We start from the raw sequence: 16,471 nt of genomic DNA on the forward strand, positions 1-16,471 counted from the left end.
TCACTCATAACGTAAAGCCTGCGCCGGCTGGGTACGTGCCGCGCGCCAGGCTGGATACAGGGTGGCAAGGAAACTCAGGACCAACGCGGCGCCGCCGACCATCAATACGTCCTGGCTCTGCACCTGGGACGGCAAGTAGTCGATGAAGTAGACGTCGGAGTTCAAGAATTTGTGGCCGATCAACACTTCCAGCCCGGCGATAGCCGCGCTGACGTTCAGCGCGGCGAGAATCCCCACCACGGTGCCGATCAAGGTGCCGACGACGCCGATCACCGTGCCCTGGACCATGAAGATCGCCATGATCTGCCCCGGCGTGGCGCCAAGGGTGCGCAGGATCGCGATGTCGCCCTTCTTGTCGTTCACCACCATCACCAGAGTGGAGATGATGTTGAAGGCGGCGACGGCGACAATCAGCAGCAACAGCAAGCCGATCATGGCTTTTTCCATGCGGATGGCCTGGTACAGGTTGCCGTGGGTACGGGTCCAGTCGCGGGCGTAGTACTGGTTTTCACCCAGGTGCTGGGCGATTTCCCACGAGGTACGCGGCGCGTCGAACAGGTCGTTGAATTTCAGGCGCAAGCCCTGGACCTGGTCCGGCTTCCAGCGATGCAGGCGGGCCAGGTCGGTCAGGTTGGTCAGGCCAAGGTAGCCGTCGATCTCACCGGCGCCGACATGGAAGATGCCGATCACGGTAAAGCGCTTCATGCGCGGGAACATGCCCGCCGGAGTCACGGTGACTTCCGGCGCGACGAAGGTCAGCTTGTCGCCGATGCCCACGCCGAGCTTGGCCGCCGCCTTGTCACCGATAGCGATGCCAAAGCTGCCGGGCGACAAGTCGTCCAGTTTGCCCTGTTGCATGAAGTTATCGATGATCGAGACATTGCGTTCCTGCGCCGGGTCGATGGCATTGAGCAGGACTTTCTGCACCTTGCCGTCGTTGGTCAACAGGCCCTGCATCTGGGTGAAGGGCGCAACCGCCAGCACTTTGGGGTTCTGCTTGACCTTCGCGGCCAGGCTTTGCCAGTCGCTGATGGGCTCACCCGACTCGATGGTCGCGTGGGGCACCATGCCCAGCACGCGGGTACGCATCTCATGATCGAAGCCGTTCATCACCGACAGCACCACAATCATCACGACAACGCCAAGGGCGAGCCCGATCATCGAGGTCAGGGAAATGAACGACACAAAATGATTGCGACGTTTTGCACGGGTATAACGCGTGCCAATAAATACGAAGAGAGGTCTGAACATGTCGGGGCTTGTTCGGAGGAAAAGAAGACGTCCTTGTGGCGGGGTCAGGTAAGCAGCTTTACACTCAGACCATCACCGCTGCCTTGGGTTCGCCATGTCGACATTAGATGAAGAAGATCGCCGCGAATACTACCGTATCGAGGACATGATCGCACTGGAAATTACCCCACTGTCGGGCCCGGAAGCGCTGAGCAAGGAAGTGTTGCTGGATGATTCGCCGCTGTTCAATCTGCTCAGCGAGTTGCACCTGAGTGAATTTGAATCCCAGCACTTGCTGCGCCAGATCGGCGAGCGGGACCGCACCCTGGCCGCCTTCCTCAAAGTGCAGAACAAACGCATGGATTTGCTCAGCCAGATCATGGCGCAAAGCCTGCTGGGCGAGATCGGTACGCCGCAGCCCGTGGTCATCTCCGAAGGCGGCATCGAATTTCTGAACCCCACGGCGATCCAGCCCGACAGCCACCTGGCGGTCAAGCTGGTGCTGATGCCGCAAGCCCTCGGGCTGTTGCTGCGAGCCAAGGTGACCCATTGCGATGCCAAGACCGGTGGCTTTGAAATCGGCACGGAATTCGAAGCCATGACCGATGCCCAACGCCAGTTGCTGGCACGCTATATCCTGCAGAAACAGGCCCAGGAACGGCGCCTGGCGCGGGAAAAAAGCGACGAATCCGACACCTGAATACGATCATTGAATGGCGCGTCGCGTCATCCATCCAGCCAGGAACCCTGGCGTAAAGGAGCAACTGTGACCCTGATTTATGGCCACCGCGGTGCCAAAGGCGAAGCACCGGAAAACACCCTGACCAGCTTCCAGGAATGCCTCAAGCACGGCGTGCGCCGCTGCGAACTGGATTTGCACCTGTCCATGGACGGCGAGCTGATGGTCATCCACGACCCGACGCTCAAGCGCACCACCGACCGGCGCGGCAAGGTCGTCGAGTATTCAGCCGCCGACCTGGTGAAGATGGACGCGCGCAAAGGCGGCCCGGGCTGGGTCAACCCTTGCCCGATCCCGCGCCTGGAAGAGCTGTTCGAACAGTGCGACTTCGACCACTGGCAACTGGAAGTCAAAAGCGCATCGCGCACCCGCGCGGCAACCACCGTGCTGGCGATCCGGGAAATGGCTCAGCGTTTCGGGCTGATGGACAAGGTCACCGTGACCTCAAGCTCGCGGGAAGTGTTGAAAGCGGCGCTGGACCTCACCCCGGACCTGTCCCGCGGGCTGGTAGCCGAATACGCCTGGCTCGACCCGTTGAAGGTCGCGGCCAACTATGGCTGTGAGATTCTGGCGTTGAACTGGACGTTGTGCACCCCTGAGCGTCTGGAAAAAGCCCAGCGCCAGGGTTTGCACGTGTCCGTGTGGACCGTCAACGAACCCGCGCTGATGCGCAGGCTCGCCGACTTCGGCGTAGATAGCCTGATTACAGACTTTCCCGGTTTGGCCACTGCCACCCTCGGGAATTACTGAAATCGGTCTCCCCGGCCGGCTCAGGCCACCGGCCGGAGCCGCTCAAAAAAGCCGGTTGAGGCCGTCGTAGGCCGCTACCCGATAGGCTTCAGCCATGGTCGGGTAGTTGAACGTGGTGTTGACGAAATACTTGAGGGTATTCAGCTCACCCGGCTGGTTCATGATCGCCTGGCCGATGTGCACGATCTCCGACGCCTGATAGCCGAAGCAATGCACGCCCAGCACTTCCAGAGTCTCGCGGTGGAACAGGATCTTCAGCATGCCCTGGGGCTCACCGGCGATCTGCGCACGCGCCATGCTCTTGAAGAACGCCTTGCCGACTTCATAAGGCACCTTGGCCTTGGTCAGTTCGTGCTCGTTCTTGCCGATCGAGCTGATCTCGGGAATCGTGTAGATCCCGGTCGGCACGTCGTTGACGTAGCGCCAGCTGCCGTTGTCGACAATGCTGCCAGCGGCCGAGCGGCCCTGGTCATGGGCGGCACTGGCCAGGCTTGGCCAGCCGATCACGTCACCGGCACCGTAGATGTTCGGTACGCAGGTGCGGTAGTTCTCGTCGACTTCGATCTGGCCACGGCTGTTGACCTTCACACCGATGTTTTCCATGCCCAGCTTGTCGGTGTTGCCGGTACGGCCGTTGCACCACAGCAAGGCGTCGGCCTTGATCTTCTTGCCGGATTTCAGGTGCAGGATCACACCGTTGTCCAGGCCTTCGACCCGCTCGTACTCTTCGTTGTGGCGCACGGTGATGTTGTTGTTGCTGAAGTGGTAACTCAACGCCTGGGAAATTTCCGAGTCGAGGAAGCTCAGCAACTGGTCGCGGTTATCCACCAGCTCGACCAATACACCCAGGCCGCTGAAGATCGAGGCGTATTCACAGCCGATCACGCCGGCGCCGTAGATGATCAGTTTGCGCGGGGTGTGGCCCAGGCTGAGGATGGTGTCGCTATCGTAGATACGCGGGTGGTGGAAATCGATATCCGCCGGGCGATACGGACGCGAGCCGGTGGCGATGATGATGTGCTTGGCTACCAGCTTCTCGACCACGCCGTTGGCGCAGACCACTTCGACGGTTTGCTCGTCGGCGAAGCTGCCGGTGCCGAAGAACAGGTCGACGCGGTTACGGGCATAGAAGCCGGTACGCGAGGCAACCTGTTTGGAAATGACTTTTTCAGCGCTCTTGAGCACGTCCGGGAACGAGAACCAGCGCGGCTCACCAATGGCCCGGAACATCGGGTTGGTGTTGAACTGCATGATCTGGCGCACCGAGTGACGCAAGGCCTTGGACGGGATGGTACCCAGGTGGGTGCAGTTACCGCCGACCTGGCGACGGCTATCGACCATCGCCACCTTGCGCCCTGCTTTGGCGGCGTTCATCGCCGCACCTTCTCCAGCTGGGCCGGAACCCAGTACCACCACGTCGTAGTTGTAGACAGCCATGCGTACTCCTCAGAACAGGCCAGGGCGCACGGTTGGACGCCTGGCTAAATCATGCCGCGGCCAGCGGTCATGAAGGATCAATGTGGCTCAAGTGTGTGAGCCGGGGCACAGTCTATAGAACGCTCAACGTCGCGCACATTAACCCTTGGTCGCGTCGTAGGCCAGTTTTGCCTTTACTACACGGCGCTCGTTATTGAATTAACCTGTAGGCAAGCACCTTTTCAGGACTGGCCATTATGAAGCATGTCGTCATTTGTTTATTGCTGATGTTTTCGGTCCCGGTTCTGGCGAATGAGGCTGATCGCCTCAAACAAGCCGATTTTCCGCCGCAATCTCATCAACTGGTGCTGAAAAACCAGGCCGTCCTGACCTACCTGTGGGCAGACGTCTATGCGGCGGCATTGTTCGCCCCGGCTGACCTGAGCGCCAAACAAGCCCTGGATCAGCAAAAAGACCTGCGCCTGGAGCTGTATTACTTTCGCGATATCGACCGCAACGATGTGATCAAGGCCGCCACTGCCACCCTCGAACGTCAGCAAACACCCGCCACCCTCGCCCGCCTGAAGCCTGAACTGGATCAATTGCACAAAAGCTTCCGCAACATCCGCAGCGGCGACCGTTATGCGCTGGACTTCCAGCCTCAGCGCGGCCTGAACCTGGAAATCAACGGCACGGTGGTGTTCAGCAGTCGCAATGACGAGCTGGCCAAGGCTTACCTGGGAATCTGGCTGGCACCAAAAGGCTTGTCCGACAGCCTGCGTAACACCCTCCTCAACTGATCGCAAAAACCCTGTGGGAGCGGGCTTGCTCGCGAATGCGGTGTGTCAGTGGCTCATAAGCTGACTGACACACCGCATTCGCGAACAAGCCCGCTCCCGCATTGGATTTTCATCACCGGGAGGCCTGCGGCAATTTGCCAGCTTGCTATCGGTTTTTTGTTGCCTGTGGTGGCTTATACACATATCGTTACAAAACTGTTCAGCGCCAGCCTCGTGCCAGAGCTTCAACAGCAAGGACGGTTGCGACCAGGGATTACTAATAAGATAGCCAAAATGAGTGCATGACATGTCCACTACAACGGGCAAGGGCAAGGCGATCTTTCGCGTTGTCAGCGGTAACTTCCTTGAGATGTTCGACTTCATGGTCTACGGCTTCTACGCCACGGCCATTGCCAAGACATTTTTCCCCACCGACAGCGCGTTCGCGTCCCTGATGCTGTCCCTGGCGACCTTTGGTGCCGGGTTCCTGATGCGTCCGCTGGGCGCGATTTTCCTCGGTGCCTATATCGACCGTCACGGCCGTAAAAAGGGCCTGGTGATCACCCTGGCGATGATGGCCGCCGGTACCGTGCTGATCGCCTGCGTTCCCGGGTATGCCACCCTGGGTGTCGCGGCGCCGCTGCTGGTGCTGTTCGGCCGCCTGCTGCAAGGTTTCTCCGCCGGTGTCGAGCTGGGTGGCGTGTCGGTGTACCTGGCGGAAATCGCCACTCCAGGCCGCAAAGGCTTCTTCGTCAGCTGGCAGTCCGCTAGCCAGCAAGCCGCCGTGGTATTCGCCGGCCTGCTGGGTGTAGGCCTCAACCACTGGCTCAGCCCGGAAGAAATGGGTGACTGGGGCTGGCGCGTGCCGTTCCTGATCGGCTGCCTGATCGTGCCGGTGATCTTCGTGATTCGTCGCTCCCTGGAAGAAACCCCGGAATTCCAGGCGCGTAAACACCGCCCTACCCTGCAGGAAATCGTCCGCTCGATCGGCCAGAACTTCGGCATCGTCATCGCCGGCATGGCGCTGGTGGTGATGACCACCGTGTCGTTCTACCTGATCACCGCCTACACCCCGACCTTCGGCAAGGCCGAACTGCACCTTTCGGACTTCGACGCGCTGCTGGTCACCGTGTGCGTGGGCATCTCGAACTTCATCTGGCTGCCGGTGATGGGGGCGGTGTCCGACAAGATCGGGCGTAAGCCCCTGCTGCTGGGGGCGACTATTCTGGCGATCCTCACCGCTTATCCAGCGCTGTCCTGGCTGGTGGCCAACCCGAGTTTCAGCCATCTGCTGATCGTGCTGCTCTGGCTGTCGTTCCTGTATGGCTCGTACAACGGCGCGATGGTTGTAGCGCTGACCGAGATCATGCCGGTAGAAGTGCGCACCACCGGCTTCTCCCTGGCCTATAGCCTGGCAACGGCGACCTTTGGTGGTTTCACACCAGCGGCGTGTACCTACCTGATCCACGTGCTGGACAACAAGGCCGCACCGGGCATCTGGCTCAGCGGCGCGGCGGTGCTGGGCTTGATCGCCACATTGATCCTGTTCAAGGGCAACCGGCATGAACTGCGTACCGCGCAGGCTTCGATAGTCGGCGGCGCTTGATAGGCCGCTTTCGCGAGCAAGCCCGCTCCCACATTTGAAATGTATTCACAAATCAAAATGTGGGAGCGGGCTTGCCTGCGATGAGGCCGGTACAAGCAACACAAAAACAACAGACATAAAAAAGCCCCGAACCAGTCGGGGCTTTTTCATTTACCGCTGATGCTTAGCGCGGGAATGCTGGCGGGTTAACCCCGGCCATGTCTTCCATCACACGAACCACCTGGCAGCTGTAACCGAATTCGTTGTCGTACCAGACGTACAGAACAACGCGGTTGTCTTGAGTGATGGTCGCTTCAGCGTCCACCACACCGGCGTGGCGCGAGCCCACGAAGTCGGTGGAAACCACTTCCTGCGAATTGACGAAGTCGATTTGCTTGTGCAGATCGGAGTGCAGCGCCATGTAGCGCAGGTACTCGTTCATCTCTTCACGGGTGGCGGCTTTCTCAAGGTTCAGGTTGAGAATGGCCATCGACACGTTCGGCGTCGGCACACGGATCGCGTTACCGGTCAGCTTGCCGGCCAGCTCAGGCAGGGCCTTGGCAGCAGCGGTGGCAGCACCGGTCTCGGTGATCACCATGTTCAGCGCGGCGCTACGGCCACGGCGATCGCCCTTGTGGAAGTTGTCGATCAGGTTCTGGTCGTTGGTGTACGAGTGAACCGTTTCAACGTGACCGTTAACGATGCCGAACTTGTCATTCACAGCCTTCAGCACCGGCACGATGGCGTTGGTGGTGCAGGAAGCGGCGGACACGATCTTGTCGTCAGCGGTGATTTCACCGTGGTTGATGCCGTGCACGATGTTCTTCAGCTTGCCCTTGCCAGGCGCAGTCAGGACAACGCGGTCGATACCCGGGCACGCCAGGTGCTGGCCCAGGCCCTCGGCATCACGCCACACACCGGTGTTGTCCACCAGCAGTGCGTCCTTGATGCCGTACTGGGTGTAATCCACCTCAGATGGGTTCTTCGCGTAGATCACCTGGATCAGGTTACCGTTGGCGGTGATGGTGTTGTTTTCTTCGTCGATGACGATGGTGCCGTTGAACGGACCGTGGACCGAGTCACGACGCAGCAGGCTCGCGCGCTTGGTCAGGTCGTTTTCAGCACCTTTACGCACCACGATGGCACGCAGGCGCAGGCCGTCGCCGCCACCGGTTTTTTCGATCAGGATGCGCGCCAGCAGGCGGCCGATACGACCGAAACCGTACAGCACAACGTCGGTGCCTTTGCGGGCTGCGGCGTTTTGCTGGCCAACCACGTCGGCCATTTCTTCACGTACGAACTGCTCGGCGGTGCGGCCAGCGCCTTCCTTGCGGAATTTATAGGCCAGCTTGCCCAGGTCTACCGAAGCCGCGCCGAGCTTGAGCTCGCTCATGGCTTTAAGCAGAGGGAATGTTTCGTGGACGGAGAGTTCGCTATCGTCGGCAGAACGATGGCGAGCAAAGCGATGAGCCTTGAGAATCGCGATGACTGATTGGTTGATCAGGCTGCGGCCATAGATCGAGCTCACCACGTTGTTATTGCGGTATAGCTGACCGATAAGCGGAATCATCGCTTCAGCGAGTGCTTCACGGTCGATCCATTCACCAAGACACTGGTCGGGCTTCTGAGTCACGGGAACCTTCCACATGTAGGGGCAGAAAAAAGGGGCTACATTATGCCGCCCGACCGCCCTCGGAGCAATGCGCGGCCCGCAACAAAACCCCTTGCAAAAAAATATCGCCCCTCTGCAGCCCAGTAAATACGCGGCTTCCAGCGCACCCCCTGTTGGACCAATGTGACAAAGTGTCCGTAACCCTCCGAAACATACACCGATTTCGGCACTACATAATGAGTCAAAAGGCACCTTTGTTTGTCTTAGCCACTACATTTCCTACAAACCGTAATAGGCTCAGTCAGCAACTGACAGGCGGCACTCCGGGCCGTTACAATTACCGACTTTGTCGCAACGCTTGGAGCTCAACCTTCCGTGCCCGTTCTGCGTCTACCGCTTCTCCCTGCCGCGGCAGGTAAACAGCACTGGGGCAATCTGCCCGGTGCCGCCCTGAGCCTGGCCATCGCCGAGGCTGCCAGCGCTGCCAAGCGCTTTACCCTGCTGCTCACCGCCGACAGCCAAAGTGCCGAGCGGCTGGAACAGGAGCTGAGTTTCTTCGCCCCCGATTTGCCGGTACTGCATTTCCCGGACTGGGAAACCCTGCCCTACGATCTGTTCTCGCCGCACCAGGACATCATTTCCCAGCGCATCGCCAGCCTGTACCGCTTGCCGGAACTGGCCCACGGCGTGCTGGTGGTGCCGATCACCACGGCCCTGCACCGCTTGGCACCGACCAAGTTCCTGCTGGGCAGCAGCCTGGTGCTGGATATCGGCCAGAAGCTCGATGTGGAGCAAATGCGCACCCGGCTTGAGGCCAGCGGCTATCGCTGCGTCGACACGGTGTACGAGCACGGTGAGTTCGCCGTGCGTGGCGCGTTGATCGACCTGTTCCCGATGGGCAGCAAACTGCCCTACCGGATCGACCTGTTCGACGACGAAATCGAAACCCTGCGCACCTTCGATCCGGAAAACCAGCGCTCCATCGACAAGGTGCAGTCGATCAAGCTGCTGCCGGCCCGGGAGTTCCCGCTGCAAAAAGACGCGGTCACGCGCTTCAAGGCACGTTTCCGCGAGCGCTTCGACGTGGATTTCCGTCGCTGCCCGATCTTCCAGGACTTGAGCAGCGGGATTACCCCCGCCGGTATCGAGTACTACCTGCCGCTGTTCTTCGACGAAACCTCCACGCTCTTCGATTACCTGCCCCAGGATACCCAGGTGTTCTCGCTGCCAGGCATCGAACAGGCAGCGGAGAATTTCTGGAATGACGTGCGCAACCGTTATGAAGAACGCCGCGTCGACCCGTCCCGTCCTTTATTGCCACCGGCCGAGCTGTTCCTGCCGGTGGAAGACTGCTTCGCCCGCCTGAAAAACTGGCCGCGGGTAGTCGCCAGCCAGCAGGACGTGGATGCAGGCGCCGGCCGCGAGCGCTTCCCGGCGCAAGCGCTGCCGAACCTGGCGATTGAAGCCAAGGCCAACCAGCCGCTGGAAGCACTGTCGAATTTCCTCGGTGACTTCCCCGGCCGCGTGCTGTTTACCGCCGAGTCCGCCGGGCGCCGCGAGGTGCTGCTGGAGCTGTTGGAACGCCTGAAGCTGCGGCCGAAAACCGTCGACAGCTGGCCGGACTTTGTCGCGAGCAAGGATCGCCTGGCGATCACCATCGCACCGCTGGACGAAGGGCTGCTGCTGGACGACCCGGCCCTGGCACTGATTGCCGAGAGCCCGCTGTTCGGTCAGCGGGTGATGCAGCGCCGCCGCCGGGAAAAGCGCGCCGATGCCAACAACGATGCGGTGATCAAGAACCTCACCGAGCTGCGCGAAGGCGCGCCGGTGGTGCATATCGACCACGGCGTGGGCCGTTACCTGGGCCTGCAGACCCTGGAGATCGACAACCAGGTGGCCGAATTCCTCACCATGGAATACGCCGAGGGCGCCAAGCTTTATGTGCCCGTGGCCAACCTGCACCTGATCGCCCGCTACACCGGCAGCGACGACGCCCTCGCGCCGTTGCACCGCCTGGGCTCCGAGACCTGGCAGAAAGCCAAGCGCAAGGCCGCCGAACAGGTACGCGATGTGGCCGCCGAGTTGCTCGACATCTATGCCCGCCGCGCCGCCCGCGAAGGTTATGCGTTTGCCGACCCAAAAGCCGACTACGCCACCTTCAGCGCCGGCTTCGCCTTCGAAGAAACCCCGGACCAGCAAACCACCATCGACGCCGTGCGCGCCGACATGCTGGCGCCCAAGCCGATGGACCGCCTGGTGTGCGGCGACGTGGGCTTCGGCAAGACCGAAGTGGCAATGCGCGCAGCGTTTATTGCGGTGCACGGTGGCCGCCAAGTGGCGATCCTCGTCCCCACCACCCTGCTCGCCCAGCAGCACTACAACAGCTTTCGCGACCGCTTTGCCGACTGGCCGGTGACTGTGGAGGTGATGAGCCGCTTCAAATCGGCCAAGGAAGTGAATGCGGCCATCGCCGACCTGGCGGAAGGCAAGATCGACATTGTCATCGGCACTCACAAGCTGCTGTCGGATGACGTGAAGATCAAGAACCTCGGGCTGGTGATCATCGACGAAGAGCACCGCTTCGGGGTTCGCCAGAAAGAACAGCTCAAGGCCCTGCGCAGTGAAGTCGACATCCTGACGCTCACCGCCACGCCGATTCCGCGCACGCTGAACATGGCGGTGTCGGGCATGCGCGACCTGTCGATCATCGCCACGCCGCCGGCGCGCCGGTTGTCGGTGCGCACCTTCGTCATGGAGCAGAACAAAAGCACGGTCAAGGAAGCCCTGCTGCGCGAGTTGCTGCGCGGCGGCCAGGTGTACTACCTGCACAACGATGTAAAAACCATCGAGAAATGCGCCGCCGACCTCGCCGAACTGGTGCCGGAAGCACGGATCGCCATCGGCCACGGGCAGATGCGCGAGCGCGAACTCGAACAGGTAATGAGCGACTTCTATCACAAGCGCTTCAACGTGCTGATCGCCTCGACCATCATCGAGACCGGCATCGACGTGCCGAGCGCCAACACCATCATCATCGAGCGCGCCGACAAGTTCGGCCTGGCGCAGCTGCACCAGCTGCGCGGCCGGGTCGGGCGCAGTCACCACCAGGCGTATGCCTATCTGCTGACACCGCCGCGCCAGCAGATCACTTCCGACGCCGAGAAGCGCCTGGAAGCGATCGCCAACACCCAGGACCTCGGCGCCGGCTTTGTGCTGGCCACCAACGACCTGGAAATCCGCGGCGCCGGCGAACTGCTGGGCGATGGCCAGAGCGGGCAGATCCAGGCCGTCGGCTTCACCCTGTATATGGAAATGCTCGAGCGCGCAGTGAAGTCCATCCGCAAGGGCGAACAACCGAACCTCGACCAACCGCTGGGTGGCGGCCCGGAGATCAACCTGCGCCTGCCGGCGCTGATCCCCGAAGACTACCTGCCGGATGTGCACGCGCGACTGATCCTGTACAAGCGCATCGCCTCGGCCACCGACGAAGAAGGTCTCAAGGACCTTCAAGTGGAGATGATCGATCGCTTCGGCCTGTTGCCGGAGCCGACCAAGAACCTGGTGCGCCTGACCCTGCTCAAACTGCAGGCCGAGCAACTGGGCATCAAGAAGGTCGACGCCGGGCCGCAAGGTGGGCGTATCGAATTCGAAGCGCAGACGCCGGTGGACCCACTGGTGCTGATCAAGCTGATTCAGGGCCAGCCCAATCGCTACAAGTTCGAAGGGGCTACGCTGTTCAAATTCATGGTGCCGATGGAACGCGCCGAAGAACGCTTTAATACACTGGAGGCGCTGTTTGAGCGCCTCATCCCGAAATCTGCTTGAAGGACGCCCCAATGCGCCTGTTCCGCATTTTGAGCTTGTTGTTGGTGGTCGTTGCCCCTTCGGCGTTCGCCGACAGCCCGTACCTGGTGGAGATGATCCTGGTGCGCCAGAACGCCGAGCCGGTGATCAACAGCCGTGCGGCGCCGGAAAACTGGGACGCCGGCGCACCACGCCTGGGGACTGACAAAATGAGCCCGCCACGATTGGGCAATATTGTCGAGAAGCTGCAAGCCAGCAGCGACTACACCGTATTGCTGCACAAGTCCTGGGAACAGAATCTCGGGGAGCAACCGGTGAAGCTGGCCATCAGCGATGGCCAGGAACAGTTCGGCCAGTTCCCCATCGAAGGTACCCTGAACCTGCAGCTTGGGCGCTTTACCGATATCGACGCAGACTTCTGGGTCAACCAGTTCGACGCCAACGGCAGCGTCATCGCCAGCGAACACCTCAGCCAGCAAGACGTGCGCACCAAGAACAACCAGCTCAACTACCTGGACGGCGGCCACCTCGCCCTGCTGATCAAGATCACTTCGCTGACCGCCAAGCCGCCCAGCGCTCCACCGCCCGATGTCCAGGACTGATCCAGCACCATGCCCCTGACGTCGTCGTTGACCAAACCCCTGGCCCCTTCGTGGGCCAATCGCTTTAAAGAGCAAAGCCTTGAGCGTGGCCGACGCTACGCCCTGGAAAACCGCGTGCGTATCGTCGAGTCCGGCGACAGCACCATCATTGCCAGCTGCGAAGGCTCGGGTGGCAATGTCTACCGCCAGACCATCTCCCTGCGCGAATCCGCCAAGGGCACGCTGATCCTGGTGGACAGCCGCTGCACCTGCCCCGTACACACCAACTGCAAACACATCGCCGCCGTGTTGCTCAAGGTCCAGGAAACCCTGGCCTACCCGGCGGCGGCCCAGGATGCCGAGTTGCTGGAGAAGCTCCAGGCGGTGCTGGATAACCGCGTGGTGTTGCCGCAAGTGGTGATGGAAGACGTGCAACCGGTGCCGCGCCTGTGGCTGGCGAGTATCGAGTTCAGTGCCTTCGAACCGCGCAACGGCAAGATGCAGCGTTATATCCAGCATCGCGCGGCGTTGTCCTTCAACTATCTGGGCAACTACGTCAGCGGCCAGAAGAACGCCGACATTATCGTGCGCCAGGAACAACAGAGCCTGCGGATCAAGCGCCACCCCGAGGTGGAGCAGCAGTTTCGCGAACAGCTGCGCCTGCTGGGCTTCAAGATCGCCACCCGCCAGAGCAAGGCCCTGCCGGAAAGCGCCGGCGAGCTGTTCGAGATGGTCAATGACAGCGCGTGGCTGAACTTCACCCTGAATGCCTCGCCGAACCTGCGCGCCCAGGGTTGGGAACTACAGATCGACGAAGATTTCGGTTTTGACCTGAGCGCCGTCGACGACTGGTACGCCAGCGTCGACGAGATGCCGGAGCGCGACTGGTTCGACTTGGAGCTGGGGATCATCGTCAACGGCGAACGCCTGAGTCTTCTGCCGATCCTGTTGAACCTGATGCGCTCTCACACCGAGATCCTCAACCCGGAAAAACTCGCCCGGCGCCGTGATGACGAACTGATCCTGGTGAACATTCCCGGCCTGCCCAACGGCCACGGCCCGCTGCAAGTGGCGCTGCCTTATGGCCGGCTGAAACCGGTGCTGGCAACCCTGGGCGAGTTCTACCTGCAAGAGCCCGGCACCACCGCGCTGCGCCTGGCCAAGGCCGACGCGATTCGCCTGAACCCGCTGGAAGACCTGCCGCTGCAATGGGAAGGCGGCGAAAAGATCCGCAACTTCGCCCAGCGCCTGCGGGACATCAAGGATTTCAGCTGCGAAGCGCCGGAAGGCTTGAACGCAACGTTGCGCCCTTATCAACTGGAAGGCCTGAGCTGGATGCAGTCGCTGCGCCAACTCGACGTCGGCGGGATTCTCGCGGATGACATGGGCCTGGGCAAAACCCTGCAAACCCTGGCGCATATTCTCAGCGAGAAAATCGCCGGACGCCTGGACCGCCCGTGCATGGTGGTGATGCCCACCAGCCTGATCCCGAACTGGCTCGACGAAGCGGCGCACTTCACGCCGCAGCTCAAAGTCATGGCGTTGTACGGCGCGGGGCGCAAGAAACATTTCCCTCAGTTGCAGGACTACGACCTGCTGCTGACCACCTACGCCCTGCTGCCCAAGGACATCGAGCAACTGGCCGCCCTGCCCTTGCACGTGCTGATCCTTGACGAAGCGCAGTACATCAAGAACCCCAACAGCAAGGCCGCCCAGGCGGCCCGCGAGCTGAACGCCCGCCAGCGCCTGTGCCTCAGCGGTACACCGCTGGAAAACCACTTGGGCGAGCTGTGGTCGCTGTTCCACTTCCTGCTGCCGGGTTGGCTGGGGGACGTGAAGAGCTTCAACCGCGATTACCGCGTACCGATCGAAAAGCGCGGCAGCGATGTGCGATTGCAGCACCTTAATGGTCGGGTCAAGCCGTTCCTGCTGCGTCGCACCAAGGAGCAGGTGGCGACCGAGCTGCCGCCCAAGACCGAGATCATCCACTGGGTCGACCTCAACGAAGCCCAACGCGACGTGTACGAAACCATGCGCCTGGCGATGGACAAGAAAGTCCGCGACGAGATTACCCGCAAGGGTGTGGCGCGCAGCCAGATCATCATCCTGGAGGCGCTGCTCAAGTTGCGCCAGGTGTGCTGTGATTTACGCCTGGTCAATGATGCAACCCTGCCGGCAAAGGGCAGTAGCTCGGGCAAACTCGACAGCTTGATGGAGATGCTCGAAGAGCTGTTTGCCGAAGGCCGCAGGATTCTGCTGTTTTCCCAGTTCACTTCGATGCTGAGCCTGATCGAGGCCGAGTTGAAGAAGCGCGGCGTGGCTTATGCGCTTCTTACCGGTCAGACGCGGGATCGGCGCACGCCGGTGAAAGACTTCCAGAGCGGCAAGCTGCAGATCTTCCTGATCAGCCTGAAGGCAGGCGGCGTCGGACTTAACCTGACGGAAGCCGACACGGTGATTCACTACGACCCGTGGTGGAACCCGGCCACGGAAAACCAGGCCACCGACCGTGCGTACCGCATCGGCCAGGAGAAGCCGGTATTCGTCTACAAGATGATTGCCCGGGGCACCGTGGAAGAGAAAATCCAGCATTTGCAGAAGGAAAAGTCTGACCTGGCGGCGGGCGTTCTGGATGGGCGGACGACGGGAGATTGGAAGTTGGGGAATGAGGATATCGAGGCGTTGTTTGCGCCGTTGCCTCATAAGCAGGAAAAGCGCTGACTGTTAGATCGCCTTCGCGAGCAAGCCCGCTCCCACATTTGACCGCATATACCCTGGAGGAATGCGGTCGGATGTGGGAGCGGGCTTGCTCGCGAAGGGCGCACCGCAGTTGTCAGTCGATCAACTGAGCATCCCGCAGCGCACCCAACGCCGCCAACCAACGCGGATCCTGCTTGTACTCGGTCGACGCCACCGCCTGGCCACGCATCCGCGCGATACGCGCCGACGGCGTGACCTTCATGCGCTGGGCAGCACTCAGGGCCAGCTCGGCGGCGGCGCGGTCGTTGCACACCAGGCCCATGTCGCAACCGGCAGTCAACGCCGCTTCGATACGACTGGCAGCATCACCGACCACATGAGCCCCCGCCATCGACAGGTCGTCACTGAAGATCACCCCGTCGAACTGCAACTCGCCACGCAGGATGTCCTGCAACCAGCGCCGGGAGAAGCCGGCTGGTTGCGCGTCGACCTGTGGATAAATCACGTGGGCCGGCATGACGGCCGCCAACTGCTTGCTCAGGCGCGCGAAAGGCACCAGGTCATTGGCGCGAATCTGTTCCAGGCTGCGCTCGTCGTTGGGAATGGCGACGTGGGAATCGGCTTCGGCCCAGCCGTGGCCGGGGAAGTGCTTGCCGGTGGCCGCCATACCGGCGCTATTCATGCCACGGATGAAGGCGCCCGCGAGCACGGCGGCGCGCTCGGGGTCGCCTTCGAAGGCGCGAGTGCCCACAACGGCGCTGCGCTGGTAATCGAGGTCCAGCACCGGGGCGAAGCTCAGGTCCAGGCCAACCGCCAGCACTTCGGTTGCCATGATCCAACCGCACTGCTCGGCCAGTTGCTCCGCATTCGGGTTGTCGGCCAAGGCACGCATCGCCGGCAGGCGCACAAACCCCTGACGCAAGCGTTGCACTCGGCCGCCTTCCTGATCGACCGCCAGCAACAGGTCCGGGCGCACGGCGCGAATCGCCGCGCTCAATTCACGCACCTGCCGAGGATGCTCGATATTGCGTGCAAAAATGATCAGGCCGCCCACCTCGGGCTGACGCAACAAGTGGCGATCCTCAGCCGTCAGCCAGGTGCCGGCAACGTCCACCATCAAAGAGCCTTGCAGGGCTTGGGTCATATAGCTTCCTTAAATAACGCACGCAGCCCGAAGCCCCCGCGAGATCGCATCGCCAGGATTGAATCTGGAGACGGACGCTCAGCGAGCGCAACGGGCTGTGGATAGATAGCTGAAATCGGCATGGGCGGCTA

11 protein-coding genes are annotated in these 16,471 nt (G+C 61.3%); 7 read left to right on the forward strand and 4 right to left on the reverse strand.

Going from position 1 to position 16,471, the window contains the following annotated elements:
• Positions 1 to 1,251, reverse strand: coding sequence for a lipoprotein-releasing ABC transporter permease subunit (locus tag HX821_RS20640; RefSeq protein ID WP_177036329.1), 1,251 nt, complete (start codon positions 1,249 to 1,251; stop codon positions 1 to 3).
• Between the two features lie 94 nt (positions 1,252 to 1,345).
• On the opposite strand from HX821_RS20640, the gene HX821_RS20645 reads away from it, so the two are divergent.
• Both HX821_RS20645 and HX821_RS20650 read left to right on the forward strand, forming a co-directional pair.
• Positions 1,346 to 1,930 carry a PilZ domain-containing protein gene (locus HX821_RS20645; protein WP_003218944.1) on the forward strand — a complete coding sequence of 195 codons (585 nt, stop codon included), beginning with the start codon at positions 1,346 to 1,348 and terminating at the stop codon, positions 1,928 to 1,930.
• 66 nt (positions 1,931 to 1,996) lie between these two features.
• The gene (locus tag HX821_RS20650; RefSeq protein ID WP_003218946.1) at positions 1,997 to 2,719 is read left to right on the forward strand and encodes a glycerophosphodiester phosphodiesterase family protein; all 723 of its coding nucleotides are present in this window, start codon (positions 1,997 to 1,999) and stop codon (positions 2,717 to 2,719) included.
• Between the two features lie 42 nt (positions 2,720 to 2,761).
• Here the strand turns inward: HX821_RS20650 and sthA are convergent, their stop codons facing one another.
• Positions 2,762 to 4,156: a Si-specific NAD(P)(+) transhydrogenase gene (sthA, locus tag HX821_RS20655; RefSeq protein WP_003218947.1), complete on the reverse strand. Its 1,395-nt coding sequence runs from the start codon at positions 4,154 to 4,156 to the stop codon at positions 2,762 to 2,764.
• 236 nt (positions 4,157 to 4,392) lie between these two features.
• Here sthA and HX821_RS20660 point away from each other — a divergent pair, with 236 nt between their 5' ends.
• Positions 4,393 to 4,935 carry a chalcone isomerase family protein gene (locus tag HX821_RS20660; RefSeq protein WP_102605707.1) on the forward strand — a complete coding sequence of 181 codons (543 nt, stop codon included), beginning with the start codon at positions 4,393 to 4,395 and terminating at the stop codon, positions 4,933 to 4,935.
• A gap of 286 nt (positions 4,936 to 5,221) precedes the next feature.
• Complete coding sequence (locus tag HX821_RS20665) at positions 5,222 to 6,520, forward strand: MFS transporter (RefSeq protein ID WP_177036330.1); 1,299 nt, start codon at positions 5,222 to 5,224, stop codon at positions 6,518 to 6,520.
• 163 nt (positions 6,521 to 6,683) lie between these two features.
• Here the strand turns inward: HX821_RS20665 and HX821_RS20670 are convergent, their stop codons facing one another.
• Complete coding sequence (locus HX821_RS20670) at positions 6,684 to 8,147, reverse strand: glyceraldehyde-3-phosphate dehydrogenase (RefSeq protein ID WP_023659083.1); 1,464 nt, start codon at positions 8,145 to 8,147, stop codon at positions 6,684 to 6,686.
• Positions 8,148 to 8,486: 339 nt separating this feature from the next.
• On the opposite strand from HX821_RS20670, the gene mfd reads away from it, so the two are divergent.
• Genes mfd through HX821_RS20685 form a run of 3 tightly spaced genes read left to right on the forward strand, consistent with a single transcriptional unit; the run spans position 8,487 to position 15,217 of the window.
• Positions 8,487 to 11,936, forward strand: coding sequence for a transcription-repair coupling factor (gene mfd, locus HX821_RS20675; RefSeq protein WP_003218956.1), 3,450 nt, complete (start codon positions 8,487 to 8,489; stop codon positions 11,934 to 11,936).
• Between the two features lie 11 nt (positions 11,937 to 11,947).
• Positions 11,948 to 12,517 (forward strand): CsiV family protein, encoded by a 570-nt coding sequence (locus HX821_RS20680; protein WP_003218957.1) that lies wholly within the window; start codon positions 11,948 to 11,950, stop codon positions 12,515 to 12,517.
• 9 nt (positions 12,518 to 12,526) lie between these two features.
• Positions 12,527 to 15,217 carry a DEAD/DEAH box helicase gene (locus HX821_RS20685; RefSeq protein ID WP_177036331.1) on the forward strand — a complete coding sequence of 897 codons (2,691 nt, stop codon included), beginning with the start codon at positions 12,527 to 12,529 and terminating at the stop codon, positions 15,215 to 15,217.
• Between the two features lie 112 nt (positions 15,218 to 15,329).
• Here the strand turns inward: HX821_RS20685 and nagZ are convergent, their stop codons facing one another.
• Positions 15,330 to 16,340, reverse strand: coding sequence for a beta-N-acetylhexosaminidase (gene nagZ, locus HX821_RS20690; protein ID WP_003218962.1), 1,011 nt, complete (start codon positions 16,338 to 16,340; stop codon positions 15,330 to 15,332).
• Positions 16,341 to 16,471: the final 131 nt, after the last annotated feature.

The organism is Pseudomonas sp. B6001, assembly GCF_013386015.1.
Taxonomy (GTDB): domain Bacteria; phylum Pseudomonadota; class Gammaproteobacteria; order Pseudomonadales; family Pseudomonadaceae; genus Aquipseudomonas.